Origin of the sequence: Rhodoblastus sp., from assembly GCF_019449565.1 — a bacterium.
Lineage (GTDB): Bacteria > Pseudomonadota > Alphaproteobacteria > Rhizobiales > Beijerinckiaceae > Rhodoblastus.
The window spans coordinates 1-14,998 of sequence record NZ_JAGRPM010000048.1 but is presented as its reverse complement, the minus strand read 5'-3'; the positions used below and the strand labels follow the sequence as shown (position 1 = coordinate 14,998).

10 protein-coding genes and 1 pseudogene are annotated in these 14,998 nt (G+C 60.8%); 5 read left to right on the top strand and 6 right to left on the bottom strand.

Translation table 11 applies throughout. The features are described 5' to 3' along the window. Nucleotides 1-2: 2 nt before the first annotated feature. The gene (locus tag QZ409_RS11950; protein ID WP_296711280.1) at nucleotides 3-1,046 is read right to left on the bottom strand and encodes a hypothetical protein; all 1,044 of its coding nucleotides are present in this window, start codon (nucleotides 1,044-1,046) and stop codon (nucleotides 3-5) included. 135 nt (nucleotides 1,047-1,181) lie between these two features. Between QZ409_RS11950 and QZ409_RS11945 the strand changes: the two genes are divergently transcribed. Further along, nucleotides 1,182-5,342 (top strand): FtsK/SpoIIIE domain-containing protein, encoded by a 4,161-nt coding sequence (locus QZ409_RS11945; RefSeq protein ID WP_296711277.1) that lies wholly within the window; start codon nucleotides 1,182-1,184, stop codon nucleotides 5,340-5,342. A 119-nt stretch (nucleotides 5,343-5,461) separates the two neighbouring features. Here the strand turns inward: QZ409_RS11945 and QZ409_RS11940 are convergent, their stop codons facing one another. Further along, nucleotides 5,462-6,286, bottom strand: a complete 825-nt coding sequence (locus QZ409_RS11940) for a phosphoadenosine phosphosulfate reductase family protein (RefSeq protein WP_296711275.1) — start codon at nucleotides 6,284-6,286, stop codon at nucleotides 5,462-5,464. Nucleotide 6,287: 1 nt separating this feature from the next. Further along, a complete protein-coding gene (locus tag QZ409_RS11935) occupies nucleotides 6,288-8,603 on the bottom strand; it encodes a hypothetical protein (RefSeq protein ID WP_296711274.1) in 2,316 nt (771 codons plus the stop codon). Between the two features lie 183 nt (nucleotides 8,604-8,786). On the opposite strand from QZ409_RS11935, the gene QZ409_RS11930 reads away from it, so the two are divergent. Together QZ409_RS11930 and QZ409_RS11925 are read left to right on the top strand one after the other, a co-directional pair. After that, nucleotides 8,787-8,972, top strand: coding sequence for a hypothetical protein (locus tag QZ409_RS11930; protein WP_296711272.1), 186 nt, complete (start codon nucleotides 8,787-8,789; stop codon nucleotides 8,970-8,972). 3 nt (nucleotides 8,973-8,975) lie between these two features. Beyond that, nucleotides 8,976-9,656, top strand: a complete 681-nt coding sequence (locus QZ409_RS11925; protein ID WP_296711267.1) for a hypothetical protein — start codon at nucleotides 8,976-8,978, stop codon at nucleotides 9,654-9,656. On the opposite strand, the gene QZ409_RS11920 is transcribed toward QZ409_RS11925, so the two are convergent. Both QZ409_RS11920 and QZ409_RS11915 read right to left on the bottom strand, forming a co-directional pair. After that, on the bottom strand, nucleotides 9,620-10,561 hold the full coding sequence (locus QZ409_RS11920; protein ID WP_296711262.1) for a DUF4007 family protein: 942 nt from the start codon (nucleotides 10,559-10,561) through the stop codon (nucleotides 9,620-9,622). The genes QZ409_RS11925 and QZ409_RS11920 overlap by 37 nt on opposite strands. Nucleotides 10,562-10,651: 90 nt before the next feature. Next, nucleotides 10,652-11,827: a cysteine desulfurase family protein gene (locus tag QZ409_RS11915; protein WP_296711258.1), complete on the bottom strand. Its 1,176-nt coding sequence runs from the start codon at nucleotides 11,825-11,827 to the stop codon at nucleotides 10,652-10,654. A gap of 106 nt (nucleotides 11,828-11,933) precedes the next feature. Here QZ409_RS11915 and QZ409_RS11910 point away from each other — a divergent pair, with 106 nt between their 5' ends. Further along, on the top strand, nucleotides 11,934-13,943 hold the full coding sequence (locus tag QZ409_RS11910) for a DNA phosphorothioation-associated putative methyltransferase (RefSeq protein ID WP_296711255.1): 2,010 nt from the start codon (nucleotides 11,934-11,936) through the stop codon (nucleotides 13,941-13,943). A gap of 56 nt (nucleotides 13,944-13,999) precedes the next feature. Here QZ409_RS11910 and QZ409_RS11905 read toward each other — a convergent pair. Further along, nucleotides 14,000-14,149: pseudogene (locus tag QZ409_RS11905) on the bottom strand (phage integrase N-terminal SAM-like domain-containing protein); the annotation flags it as partial. Nucleotides 14,150-14,288: 139 nt separating this feature from the next. Here QZ409_RS11905 and QZ409_RS11900 point away from each other — a divergent pair. After that, nucleotides 14,289-14,741 carry a hypothetical protein gene (locus QZ409_RS11900; protein WP_296711252.1) on the top strand — a complete coding sequence of 151 codons (453 nt, stop codon included), beginning with the start codon at nucleotides 14,289-14,291 and terminating at the stop codon, nucleotides 14,739-14,741. Nucleotides 14,742-14,998: the final 257 nt, after the last annotated feature.

Genomic DNA, 14,998 nt, shown 5'->3' with positions numbered 1-14,998 from the left:
CACTAGAGCTTCTTGGCGTCGTTGGCGCCTCCTCGCTGCGCGATCGACTGTCGAAATCCACCGATAGCGACGGCGTCGCCCGTTTCATGCTGGACCGGCTTACCGGCGAACAGGTCGCGGCGATTGTCACCGCTCTCCTCGCGGATGGCGCGACGGCCGCCAAGGTGCGAATCGCCTTGCCGCGCAAGCTGGTCGACGGTTTCGGCTTGCCCGAGACGGTGATCACCGACGAGCGCACCGTCGCCTTGCGCCATGCGGAATGTGATCGCCCGGCGCTGTTGCTCGCCAACACCGACGACGACCAAGGCACTTCCTTGCAGGACGTCGCCCTGATTGGCGCCAAGGAGCTCAGCGAGGAGCCGGTTCTTTGGGTGGCGGCTGCGAGCCGCAATCTCGGTCTGTCGGACCAGCATCTCGCCGCCTGGGAGGCGGCTTTGCGAGGTTTTTCCGCCGCCGACAATTGGACGCTGCACCAGATCTCGCATTACGTCGAGATGACCCGCACCGCGGTAGAGACGAACAGCCTGCCGCTCGTCGACGCGCTCGGCTGGGCTTTGCCGGCGCTGCGTCTGCCGCGCGACAGCGGCTATTTCCGCGGCATGCGGGAGAAGGACCTGAATTCTTCTCTCCGTTGGACGAAGCTGTTCGGCAAGCTGGTGAGCGACCGGCGTCCGTTGCTCGAAAAGCAGCGGCCGCCGCGCGGCGTCATCGAGTCTGATGACCTGCGGACCCAGTTTGAGGCGGTCAAGCAGGACATCAAGCCGGAGGTCCATCCGGCGATCGAGGCCTTCATCAATTCGCCTGCCTGTTGGCAGCCGGAGGCGGAGGCACTGTCGCTGTTCGAGTGGGAAACCGACGGCATTCAACAGATTTTTTCTGGTCTGCGGCAAAGGAAAACCAACCTTCCGCAGGAAACCATTGAGTTTTTTGATTTCAATCATCCGGATCGGCTGTCGGACGTCGAGAAGGAATATTTGAAAAAGGCCCGCGAGACGAAGACGCCGAAAGAGGCCAGCGATCTCGATCGCGAATTCTATGAGGCGCATCGCGAAGCTCTGGGCGAAGAACGCGCGCTCCGCGCCAAATGGGAGCGGTTCGTCTTCGGCAGGCCGATTGAATGCACCGAATTTCTGGACGGCCTTCTGCGGACCGTCGAGCGCCTTTATGGCCAGGCGACGTCCTTGGGCCAGTCGCGGACCCTGGAAATTGAAACGACGCGGCGCAGACGATCACAATGGCTCGAGCTCAACGAGCGCGTCGCCATGGCGTTTAGCCTGCGGTATCGCGGCCTGCCGGCGCTGATGGGCGACGCCGTTACGTGGAAGGATCACGAGCTTTTCTCCTATGAAGCGATTTTGGAGAAGGCACGGCGTCGCAAGAAGTACCAGCCGAACAAGTCGGTTGCGCGCGCGAATCTGCAGATCAAATTCGACGTGACGCTCGTGATCGACGGGCAGAAGTCGCCCACAGTCCAAATGATTTGGACCGGCCGGCCGGAAGCCATCGGCAGCGAAATGTTTGGCGATCTCGAGCGGCTGGCGAAACGCCCCTTCGCTCGCGCGACGATCACGCGCCAGCCGGTGAGCAGCAAAGGACTCCTGCAGAGCATTTCGTTGAGCGATGTCGCGACCATGCAGCCGGCCTTTGGACGAGATTCGGGATCGCTGATCTCGAAGATCGGCGCCTTTGAGGATCTTGGCAAGAAATTCACCAAGGCGCTTAAATCGGCGGTGCCAGACCGGGTTAGTGCGGAAGGTTCGCGCATCATCCGCGTGGCCTGGGACCAATTTTCCGAATCTTACGTCAAGGCGATCGACGGATGGCTGGCCGCCGGCCTTTCGGACGCCAAGCGGCTGGAGCAGGCCGAAAAATACGGTTCGTTGCTCGAGGCTCTCGCCAAGCACGCCACGGGCGACATCAACCGGCAGGACCTTGTTCAGCCGGTGCTGTCGATCGGCTGCATCGCCATCGAGGGCGGCGCCCCATCGGCGATCATTGCGCCGTGGCATCCGATGCGTCTGGCTGCGAGCGTGATCAAGGCGCGCGCGGCGTCAGGCCTGATCCAGCACATTCTGACAGCGCCAGAGGTCAATTTCGGCGATCCGCGGCTGTTCTTCGCCGATCTGAGGGCCGAGCTGTCACACCCCTATTATCCCGAGATCGCCGTCGGCTATGCCGGCAGCGAGCCGGTTTTGCTGGCGGAGGCCGGCACGGTCAACGAATACAGCCTGATGGAGCGCCCGGTCCGCGATCCGTCGCAGGCGTCCACCGACGTCGATCCGGTCGAGGCGGCGCTGCAGGTGCGCAAGCTGATGGACCGGTATCTGGATCTTCAGCCGCATGAGCGCTCGAATCTGAGCATCATGCTCTACAATTGCGACGCAGCCGGCCTTCCCTTTGCGACGATCAACGCGATGGCCACCGTCCACGATCAAGACGAAATGCATTGCAACGTCCTCGTGCGCCATCGTGATCGTGCCAAGCTGAGCCGCGTGTATAGCGAGCTCCTTGAGCGGTCCGAGAACGACCTCGACGCTTTGGTCGCCAGCGAGACGTCGAGCAATTTCATGTCGAAGCTGCGCATCGGCGTCCTGCTGGACGGCGGGTCCAAATCGTCCGAGGGGGATGTCCGGTCCGTCGACGTGGCCTTTTTGCATGACGTGGTTTCGCGGCAGGCCAAAGAAGGCTGGTTCCCAGTGCTGGCGACCGCCGAAAATCCGTCGATTTATGACAATGTGCCGCCGCGCTGGTCGTATCGTCGCGTGACGGCCGAAGATCAGCTCAAGGCGACCACCTATCTGGTCTGTCCCCGGCAGCCGAAGATCGGATGGGCCTATATCGACGCGGTTTCGGATGTCATTCGCCGGCAGTCGCACGGCGCCGATGAGCACATCTTGCCGGTCCGGCAGATTTCGTTCCAGGACCACGGTCTGAAGACAATGTTCGACGAGGTCCATGAGGAGGCGACTTGGGTCGCCACCTATGACGACCTGTTGGATAAGCGCCAGCTCTTGGCGCAGGGGATCAATGTGATCCGCTATCGCCGCCAGCGCACGCATGGTCGCAACATGGTCGTGTCGTCGACGGCTGACTTGCGCGTCCTGAACGTCCTGGTCCGGCGGCGGCTCAACGAATTGAGCCTTGGTTTGACTGACGAGCGCCTGGGCAATCTGGCGCAGCGCATGATCGACGACGCCTGCGCCATATCGGGCGACATCGTCCTGCGTGCGGCCAAGCAAGGCGTTTCCGCCGGCGAGCTCATCGGCCTGGTCTTAAGCCGCGCGTTGGTCGCTGAAGAATTCGGGCCTCGGACGTCCGTCGCCTGGTTCCTGCTGGACGATTACGCCGAGTGGCTTGGCCAACGCGAACAAGGGATTGCCGACATTCTGGCTTTGAGCGTCGGGATGGACGCCAACGGCGCTCCAACCCTTCGCGCCGTGGTGACTGAGGCGAAATACGTCGCGTTGTCCTCATCCGCCGACGCTCAGAGGACTTCGCGCCGGCAGCTGACTGACACCGTTCAGCGCATCGAGGACGCCTTGTTTGGAGATCCCGGCCGCCTGGATCGCGATCTTTGGCTGTCGCGCATCGCCGACCTCTTGCTGGACGGGACGACCGCCCTTGGGCAGTCGACGATGCTGGAAGCCGTCCGTGACGGCATCCGCCAAGGCACGACGGCCATCGAATTGCGCGGCTATTCCCATGTCTTCATCTCCGGCCCGGCCGATGCTGGCGCGAGCGGCGCCGAACAAGCGCCGGTCGGCGAAATGAAGGACGGTCTGCAAGAGGTCTTCTCTCGCGATCAGCTTCGCAATCTTGTCCTTGCCTATGAGGCCCGGCAGGCGTTGGCGCCGATTCGCGAGGCTCTTGGGTCTGAACGCCCGTGGGCCACGCAGACGTTCCGTCTGCCGGCTCCGCGCGTCAATTGGGTGAATAAGTCGGATGCGCCGGACGCTTCGTTGGCGCCCGCGCCTGCCATTGCTGGCGTTGGCGTCGCTGCGCCGGCGCCGGCCGAAGATGCTGCGTTGGATGTGGGGCGCGCCGCGCCTGATGAGGCGCCTGCGGTTGAGCCTTTCGATGCGCCGCTTCTCGTTGACGATGAAAACACCGTGGACGAGGGGGCGATGAACGGTCTGGATCTTTTGATCGCCAGGCACGCGCTGCAGCAATCGGCGACATCGGAAGCTGACGTCGCGTGGTTGGAGGCGACAGCGCTAAAGCTTCGCTCAGCTCTGCTGGGCTATAGCCTTCAGGCAAAGATCGTTGGAACTCGGCTGACGCCGAATGCCGCTCTTGTCCGCTTTATGGGGTCCGACACGTTGCGCGTGGAGGATCTCCAAAAGCGGGAGGCTGTTCTTCTCACGACCCATGGCCTGCGGTTGGTGGGGATCACGCCGTTGCCCGGCGAAATTGTTGTGGCGGTCGAACGTCCAAAGCGACAGATCGTGTCGCTCTGGGACGTATGGAAGCAGCGTCAGATAAATCGCAACGAAGCGGGCTTGAACACCGCTTTTGTTCTTGGCTTGCGGGAGCTCGATGGTGAGGTTCTTTACCTCAACCTCGGCTCGGCGTTTGACGGCGCGCGACAGCATGAGCCACATACGCTGGTGGCGGGCACGACCGGCAGCGGCAAGTCTGTGCTCATCGTCAGCTTGATCTTGGACATCGCCGCGACGAATCCCAGCGATCTGGCGCAAATCGTCCTTATCGATCCGAAAATGGGCGTTGATTATTCTGCTCTAGAGCGGCTGCCGCATATCCAGGGCGGCATCATTGTCGACCAGGAGACCGCGACGGCTCAACTTGAGCGTCTGGTCGAGGAAATGGACCGTCGCTACGAACTGTTTCGCAAGCGGGGCGTGCGCGATCTGCGCTCCTATAACGTCGCGGCTGCGCCGGGAGACCGACTGCCAACCATCTTCCTGGTCCATGACGAATTCGCCGAATGGATGATGACCGAGGAATACAAGGAGACCGTGACGGCCAACGTTTCCCGTCTTGGTGTGAAGGCCCGCGCCGCCGGCATCCATCTGATCTTTGCCGCCCAGCGGCCGGACGTGAATGTCATGCCGATGCAGTTGCGCGATAACCTTGGCAATCGCCTGATTTTGAAGGTGTCGAGCGCGGGCACGTCCGAGATCGCCTTGGGAGTCAAAGGCGCCGAGTCGCTACTCGGAAACGGGCATCTGGCGGCCAAGCTTGGCGGCGAGTCGGGCATTATCTTCGCGCAAGCGCCGTACTTGTCTGATCCTGACATCATGCGTGCGGTCGATGCGATTATTCGAGACAACCGTCTCGCGATCGATGGCGAAGGGGCGTCTGGCGAAGAAGCCGCTGAGTAACGGCTCAGCGCATTGGCGCGAAGCAAGAGTGGCTTGAAAAATGTTTCCGCCATGGATTCCATGGCGGGACGATTCCGATGCGCGGCGGCCTGTTCAGGCGATTCTTTCGAATGTCGCGGTCATTTGTGACAGACCAGGCATCCTTCTGTTTCAAGCTCAAGCATTAGTTCTTGTTGCGGGGTGTCCATGCGAAGAGCGTTGGGGCGGATGCGCGCCTTCAATCTCGCCATGCGCGCGGCATAGTCGCGCTCAATGGTCGCAATGCGCTCTGGCCGCGTCATTTCGTCGAGCGATTCGTTGTCGCACCAGGTGAACGGCGATCCGTGCTCGAGCGCGGTTTTTTCGTAGCGCTTTGCTTCTTCGAAAGATTCCGGATGCTCGCGCATCAGATTGATCCATTCGATCTTCTGCTGGAAAAAGCAGAATGTGCAGCCGCTGCGGGAGCGCCAGCGGTAATAGTCGGGCAGGCCCACGCCGGCGCCTTCGAGCAGGTCGATGACGCCGGGCTTGTCGACGCCATGCGTTCGAAAAGGCAGGAGCACCTCGAGATTGGGGTGTGTCGAGGTCAGGCCTTCGCGATGCGGTTCGTCCGCTCGAATGGCGACATAGCTGAAGATCTTCGTTCCGGCGTCAAGATCGGGGCGCACCCAGTGCTCAAAAGGCCGTAGTTTGAGTTGTCGCGTACACCAGCGCGTGCGCGCCGAAGGCAGGAAATTGTTGTATTCGCGCAGCCAAAAATCGAAATCCCGATCTGGATTGAGCCGAAGAATCGGCTTTCCCAAGAAGCCTTCCAGGCGTCCAAGGAAGTCGTAGACCTCGGGCAATTCCTTCCCCGTGTCGGTGAAGAAATACTCGATCGGAAGGTCAGGCTGCGTCTGGCGCATAAAAACCGCGAGGGCCGCGCTGTCTTTTCCGCCTGAGATGCCGAGAACATGCCTTTCCATGTCAGCCGGCTTTCTTCGTTTTTTGCTGGTGCGCTTGCGCAGCTTGGAGGCCGCTTTTGGCGAGCGCGGCCAGAATGAGATTCCGGTCCGCGCCGGATTGCGCCAGCACTTTATTCAATTGGCGGGCCAGCGCGTCGATCTTGGGACGGTCGCTGTCGGCGACCTCGAACTCTTCGATCACGGCCGAGCCGGCTTCGCCGGTGCCGATCACGAGCGCCATTGCCTGTCGCGATGGATTGCGCCCTTTGACGAGGGCCAATGTTTCAGCTTGGCGGAATTTCAGGCCAAAGCCGGCCAAGGCCAATGCCGCCTGGTCGGGATCGCGATCGTTCCAGTCGCGCGGCGGTCGATTGATCGCCAGGCTGGCGATGGATTCCAGAGCGCCGATGTCGCCGTCATAGTTCTCGATGCGGCCGGCAAAAGCGTCGAGACGCAGATCGCCGCTGATGCCCGACACGATCGACGCCCGGCGACGCAGTTCGCCAAGGTTGGCATTATTTGCCGCGAGCGCCGCAAGCATCTTGTCTGCGAGCGCGGCGAGCATGCGCGGGTATCCGTCATTGAGGTCGTGCAACGCCTGCTGGATGCCGGTGGCGACCGCCGCGGGGTCCGGATTCTCAAAGACGGCCGGCAAGTCGACGAAAAGCGCCTTGTAAGGGTCGTCGGCGCGCAAAAGGACGCGGCGGACGTCTTGCGCCGCCGAAGGGAGATTGAGCGTTCTCTGCGCCCAAGGCGGCAGGTCTCGCACGAACTTCACAAGGCGGCGGGCAATGTCCAGCGGCTCAGTCGAGCAGGCCTGTTTCGTCGTGACGGTAATCGCCTTGGCGACGCCGTCCAGGATGGCGCCATGAAAGGCGTCGTCATCGACTTTGCGCAGTCCGACGAGATTTTCGTCTTGGAGCAGGATGTCGACGAAATAGTCGTCAATCTCGACCTGAAATTTGCCCTCGCCATACAGGGCGAGGGAATTCCGATTGGCCATGATGTAGGCGAGCGCGAGAATCGGCATGACGCCGCGGCGGATGCCATAGGGCGGCAATTCCCAAAGGTCGTAGATGCGCTTTAGCGATGTCGGGGTTTTTCCGTCGGCGATTATCGCTGCGGCGGCATCCCAGCAAGGGACGTAGCTCTGGCCGATCTCGGTGTCGGCGGGCGCGGAAAACCCCCACACGCCATGGATTTCGCGGTGCAGCCCTGCTGACGCCAGAACGGTGGCGTAAAGGCCGCGCTCGACGGGGAAGCCCTCAATGCCCAATGTCAGTTGGTTCGCATGCTTGACCATCGCGTGAGCGAGGGCGCGCACGCCGGCCTGGGTGTTGCTCGACGGTTTTTGACGATTGAGCAGCTCGCTATGGATCTTCGGCGCTTTTTGAAAGCGCTTATCGGCAAGGTTGGACGCGATCTTTGACAGGCTCGTCCCGTGGTCGAGCCTGAGGCGCTTGCCGGATTCGTACCAATTGGCGTTGCTGAAACCGTGCCGTAATTCTTCTTCGAGATCGGCGGAGACGGCGGAAATACGGGCGGCGATCTCGCGCCGAGCGACAGGATCGCCTTCAAGTTCAGGCCGGCTGGCGCGCACCGCCTCAAGGGCGACGAGTTCATTGCCAAGCTCGCGGATGCGCAACGCGTTTCGGGGCAGGCCGATCGCGATCAAATGATCGCCGTTTTGCGCGGAAAAATTCCTGCAAACGTCCAACGCCGCGTCGCGGCTTTCACCTTGATCGGGCAATGCCAGGATGAAGTAGCCGGCGGCGTCGTTCGTCCGAGGGGTCGCCTTGGCCAAGTCGACGAGATTGCGCAACTCGGTCTGGAACCAGCGCAAGCTGCCTGTCTCATGATAATGTCGCTTCGCGAGAACGGGCTGCAGCCCGGCAAGCTTCGCCAAGCGATCAAGATCGAGGCCGGTAATCTGGGCGGCGGCGGTCGCAACCGCGCTGTCGATGTCAAAGTCGCTGCCGGCGAAGATCGCCCACGAATCCATGTGTTTGCGAAAGACCGCCACGGACCAGCGGGTCAAATCGGAAAGCGCGGTGTCGATGGCGTCCTTGTCCGCATAGGGAACGCAGGTTTCGAGCGTGATGCGATCTGCGGCAAGGCCAGAGCCATTGCGGAACATGTCGATAAGCGCGATCGATTTGGCGAGATCGACATGGATTTGCGTCCCTCGCGCTTCGCAGCGTTCTATGGCGTCCGCGGCCTGCGCCCAGCGATGACTGTCATTCGAAGCGAGAATCGCCGGCTCCAGATTAGCGCGCAGGTAATCCCAAAAGCGCGACGGTCCAAACAGCTGGTGGGTGTCGGCCGGCGTCGAGCGCAAGAATTCCTGAAAGCCCGCCGGCTCGGCTGACGCAAGGAAACCGAAGACGCTGCGTTCGTTTTGGCCGAACCGCCGACGCGACATCGGGCCGAGAACGGCGGCGGTCACCGGATGAAGCGGCCAACAGTTATCGAGCCGTGCGCCCATGTCTTTGGGCGTGCCAGGGCGGCGCGTCCGGATGGATTGCGCCACCGCGTCGGACGCCGGCAAGGTTTTATTATGCAGGTAGCGGGAGCCGATGGCCTGGCCGAGCAGGCCGATGACCTCGTCGACCGCAGTGATGAGCGGGATGTCGACGAAGCGGCCTTGAATCTTCGCCCAATCGTCGCGCGTCTCGCGCCCAAGGCGCGAAGCATATTGCTCGAATGATTGATGCAGGATGCCGACGACGACAAGCCTGCCTTTGCACCGCGAGGCGATTTCGGCAAGTTCTTGAAAGAAATATATGTCACCGCCTTCAGCGGCGGCGCTTTCGAGAAATTTGCCGAGTTCATCGATAATCAGCAGCACGCCGTCTTTCGGCCGCGCTTCAGCCTCTCTGGTCAGCCTATCGAGGAGCTCGCGGCCGATTTTGACTTCGGCGCGAGGGCGGCCGTGGTGCGCGCCGGCGTCGCGACGCGCTTGTTCAAGAGCGACTCCAATGTCGGCGATCGCGTCGCCGCGGCGGCCGACCACTGGCACGACAAGCCAGCCGTCGCGGCTCGCTTTGAAGGAGGTGAGAATTTGCGGCGCGATGTCGCCGCCCAGGGCCGTCATTGCCGCTTTGTGAACAGGGCCTTTTGGCCCAAGCAACGCGGCAAGTGTCACGGCCAAGCTGGACTTTCCGCCGCCGTAGGGCCCGGTCCAGGTGAAGGCGCGTTGCGAGGTTTGCGAAACCTGCGTCGCCATATTGAGAAGGCCTTCGGCCGCGGATCGCTGGCAGACAAATCCCTGCAGGGCTTCGAGACGCCCGACGTCGCTATCGAGGCGTATCGAGCGTTGGAACCGGCGAGCAATGTTGACGTGTTCGATAAGCATTACGCAACCTGCTGTCTTTCGCCGTGCCCGCTATAGGCCGAAGCCAGAAGTTTAAGCGGGTCTTTCAATGGCTTGATCTTCATAACTTGGCGAATGCCCGCCGAATCGGACCAAATGAAATGGCCGTTGGTGACTTCATCAATATTGGCGAGTCTATCGACGACTGAATTTTCGTCGAGTTTGAACACGCGTCCCGGCGAGCCGGGCTCATAGGCGATCGCCTCGACGGACAACGTTGAGGCGTTAAGCGCGTGTCGGGTCCAAAACGCGTCGAGCGCGTATGCGAACACGCCGTCAGGAAGCGTCGGCTTGGGGCCGCGCCGGAATTCAAACAAGCGCCCGCCTACGGACCGAATGAGGCCAAGCTCCGCCAACACGGGCTCGAGGGCGTCTTCGCCAAAGCTCTTGTCGAGGCGCGGCACGTAGCTTCGGAAGAAGCATTCGACATCGCGCGTGACAGTCTTTTCCGCGATGCGCGGCCACTGGCGAATCCGGCAATATTGCAGGATGGCGCTGCTCAGCGCCTCGTGATCGAAGGTTTGGGCCGCAATATGATTGAAAGCCCAATACCATGTCGTCGACATCTTTGGGTCGCCGGCGACTTGCCATTGAACGAGCCAAGCGGTTGCGGCGCGCTCCATGAACGGATCCCATGGCCGACCGCCGCCGAACAAGCGGTGTCCGAGGTCGGTCGGCCGAACGGTCGAGCCGTCTTCGGCAATGATTCCGCAGGCAAGGGCCCAATGGCGGATTGATAGCGCCATGTTCTTTCCGACGCCGAAGGTGACGATCGATTCCGGCCCTGTGAAAGCTGTTCGGTCGGCGCCTTCGCCGGCGACGGCGTCATAGGCCTTGCGCAGCCATAGGTGGCGGAGCGGGAAAGTCTCGTGTCCCGAGAATTGTCCCTTGAAATCGTCGGCGGTGATTGGTCCTCGCATCATGGCGATAATGCTACTGGACGACGTCTCCAGGAGCAAGGCGGGACGGCGAAAAAAGTCAAGCTTGATATGCGTCGTCTACATGACGAAATCTTACTGCGCCGCGACTGAGGCTGAGCCCATTGTCCGTATTCTTGCCGCGGCGCTGCCGATGTACTGCGCCGCGCTCTCGACTTCCGCCGTGGAGTTGAAACGGCCAAAGCTCACGCGAATGGTGCTTGCGGCTTCGATTTCGTTGAGGCCCAAGGCCAAGAGGACATGCGATGGATGAATCATGCCGGAGCTGCATGCCGCATTGGTCGAAATCATCACGCGCGGCTGTATGGCGCCAACCAATCTATCGGCGTCAACGCCGGGAAGTATCAGGCTGAGATTGCCGGAAAGACGTGGACTATCTTCGCAATTGATCCGAGCATCCGAAATAAAAGATCGAATGATTTCGATGAATCGATGCCGGTTTGTTTCGGCGAAGTTCGCATCGTTCTCGATCTCTTTGGCCGCGATCGAGCAGGCGGCGCCCATCGCGGCGCAAAGGAACGGCGCAAGCGTGCCGGGCCTCATTCCTCGTTCTTGTCCGCCGCCGCCAAATAGCGGCTCCGGCAGGATAGGGCATTCGGCGGAAACGTATAACGCGCCGATCCCGATGGGTCCGTACATCTTGTGCCCGGACAGGCTCATCAGATCGACGCCGGAAGCTTTCACGTCGATTGGGACTTTTCCCGCCGCTTGAGCGGCGTCTGTATGAAAAACGACGCCGCGCGATTGGCAAATTTCGGCGATTTTTTCGATCGGCTGAAGGACGCCGATCTCATTGTTGGCCGCCATGATTGAGACAAGCGTGGTCTTGTCGGTGATCGTCGCCGACAATAGGTCTACATCGACGATTCCGTTGCGGTTGACGGGCAGGATGTCGACGCGAAAACCTTGCATTTCAAGGATTTTCAGCGTTTGCAGCACGCATTTGTGTTCGGTCGCGCTCGTAATAATGTGATTGCCATGGTTCAGACTTGCGCGAGCGATTCCTTGTAAGGCGATGTTGTTCGCTTCCGTGGCGCCGGATGTGAAAATGATTTCTTCAGGCAGGGCGCCGATCAGGTCGGCGACCTGACGCCTCGCAGCCTCCACCGCGATGGCGGCGTTGCGCCCGGCAAAATGTTCGGAGTGGGGATTGCCGACCGCGCCGAGCGTCAGCAGGGGCAGCATGATCTCGCGCACCCGCGGGTCGGTTGGCGTCGTCGCCTGGTTGTCGAGGTAAATGGAATCAATCATTGGTTTTTCGCCCTAGCACGCAAGGATGCCGCAATTGAGCCGGATCGCCAAGGGCGCTGCGCTTCGTAGCTTTGCATCTGGCAGCACATTTTCTTTCCGGGATTGAATGGTTCTGCTGATGCCTGGAAAGGCCAAGAATGTTGAGCTACCTTGGATCGAGGGCGCGATGACATCAAGGGTAGGCAAGGTCGTTGGCGGGTCGGTCTACGTGCATCGAAGCGCAGTGGACCTTCTACCGGAAGTCAAATCATCTGCAGTTGCGTTGGCCGAGCGCATCGCTTGCGTCTACGACTGGAACGTCGCGCGTATCGCCGATGGCCAGGTATCGCTTCTGGTTTATGAATCTTTCGATGAAAGCGGTTTTCCGGCGCTGTTGTCGTCGGCGAAGGTGGGTCTTGGCTCCGGTGAGGTCGTCTATATTGATTACCTGGCGCGGATAAATCCACCTATTCTTCATCGAAAAGAATTGCTTCTCCGATCGGACGATCCGCGCATTCCGAAATTTCGCGCGCTCACAGCGGCCGCTGAAGACCATGGCCTGTTCCGTGAAGCGAATAAGATCGGCACTCGGAAAGCCTGGGAGAAGGCCATCGCTGACGCAGGCCTTGTCCTCAAAGGCCACAGTTTGATCCGGGTTGGCGACGAGCATTTTGACGTTTTTCGGCATAAGACGGCGATCGTGCGCGGCGACGTGTCGCAACCGATGCAGATCATGCTGCGCCTTGGCCTGGTAGCGAAAGAGTCCTCTGTCTTCGACTACGGTTGCGGCCAGGGCGAAGATGTCGCAGCGTTGCTCTCGCAGGGTTACGACGCGTTTGGCTGGGATCCTCATCACGCCGCGGGCGGTCCGCGGCGTCTCGCCGACGTGGTCAACCTCGGCTTCGTCTTGAATGTGATTGAAGATCAGCGCGAGCGGCTCGAGACCCTGAAGGCCGCCTGGGGCTTCGCCAATAAGGCGCTTTGCGTCTCGGTGATGTTGCAGCGAAGAGTTTCGACGGCCGGGCAAAAGCCGCATCGAGATGGGTTTTTGACGTCGCGTGGGACCTTCCAGAAGTATTTTGCCCAGCAAGAGCTGCGCGAGTTCGTCGAGGGGGCGACCGGGCAAGCGACGCTCGGCTTGGCGCCAGGCATTGTAGTAGTTTTCAAGGACAAGGATCTCGAACAAGAAATTCTCTTTCGCCGTCGTTCGAGAGCCTTTTTGATTGGCAGCCTGCCAAGGCCGCCGCGGCGCGAGCGCGAAATCAATGTGCGACCTGAGCTGCGAGAGCGCGTTGCGCCGATGCTTGAAGCGCTGCGAGGCATTTGCCTGACGCTGGGGCGCTTGCCCGAACCGGACGAGGTTCCGAAGGCAGTTCTCGATGGCGCCGACGACGCCCATATTTCATGGACGCGTCTGATCGAGGCGCTGCATCAGGATGTTTCCGACGACCAAGATTTTGTCGAGGCGGCGCGGACAAGGCGCGAGGATCTGTTGGTTCATTTGGCGCTGCAGCAGTTTCCTGGCTCGCCAAAATATCGGAGCCTGCCGAAATCCTTGCAGATCGACATCAAGGCGTTCTTCAAGAGCCACACAACGGCCCTTGCCGAAGGACGCCAGCTGCTATTCGCCGCTGGCGACAGGGCAGGGGTGCGGGCCGATGTTGAGGCGGCTCTGGCGGCGGGCCTGGGCGGGCTTCGGCGTGATCGAAGGTTTCGTTTCCGCTCATCAGTGCTCACCCGTCTGCCGGCGCGGCTTCGCGTTGTAGTGGGGTGCGCCGAAGTCCTGCAAGGCGGCGCCGACGCCTGCGATTTTATCGACCTGGACCTCGAGGCGCCTAAAGTCACGATGCTGACGTGCGACGACGCCGATCAGCCGGTGCCCTGCATCGTTGAGAAACTTCGGATTGATATGGCGAGGCTTCGGGTCTCCCTAGATAAGCGCGATCAGGGTTCGTCGCCGATTTATTTCAAGTCACGGTATCTACCCGCAGATGCGCCAGAGCGTTCGGTTCAGATGGAGTTCGAATCCGAGTTGCGTTCGACAGGCCTATTTGTGGATCAGGACGCTGAACCACATTTGGAAGATGTCGTCGCGTTGTTGCCTAGCCTGGCTCTATCGCGGCTTCGCGCCCTTTGATTTCCTATTGAATCGCGCTTTCAGCGCTTGCTTCGTCCGACTCCATGGCGCGCATTGTTTACGAGATGGACCTGGAAAGCGCGGACGTCCTCCAGGTTCAGCAGATCCGGCGACCTGCCGAAATACCGGCTGAACTTCGAAACCGCACTGATGTAGGATCGCTGCGTCGCCGGCGACATATTGCGGACCGTCATATCCTCGATCATGCGACGGCGAAGAGGGCTCCAATTGGCCGTCGGAAACTCCTGTCTGAGGGATGGGCTTCAACATCCACATCCTCTCAGGCAGGAGGCGCTCACAAAACCTCGACAATCGCGCCGCGGTAGCGGCTTCGTTCAATCAATCATGGGTATCGCAACGAAGGCAATTTTGATCGGACGACACGACGTCGGACAGGTCATCACGGCCCTGAGCGCCAGCGGCCTGATCGAAAAGGCGACGATCGACTATCCGCGCCAAGGCGGCTACGACACGTTTTCATGCGTCGAGCCGGCCGGCGCCCGCTTGCAGATATGGGTCTTTTACAGCGACGCGGTGAAGGACGACTACAAGGATGTTTTCGAAGGCGAGAAGAGCCTGGTCGACCTTCCGTTCAACGGGACTTCCCCAGGCCGCGCTTCTGGCAGAAAGGTTCGGCGGGTTCGTTCTCGACAACGATTTCAGCGGCGAGTGGCGGCGAATCGGCGAGGCCAGCTAGGCTGCTGCGGCCAAACACCGTCGCTCGGGTCGAGGCGGCGAAAGCGAAGGCGGGGGAGATCGCTGTCCCGGACCTGTTCGAACGCGATCGTCGCCAACTAGATCGCAGAACGAGCGGAGCGCCGCCTCGTAATCGACCTTAGCAGGGCGCATGCCGGCGCCGATTCGCCTCATAGATCCAGCGGGATTCCCGCCCTGATCTGTTCCGCCAACTCGTCGGTGTTGATTTCCGTTTGGAACTGACCCGGGATTTTCACTGAGAAGTGACCCGCCTTTTTATGTTCCTGCGGTCAGGTTTTGGTCAAGGCATTGGCTTTCTCCTTTCGTCCTTTTGCGGTTGCGGCGCTGGCCTTGAAGCG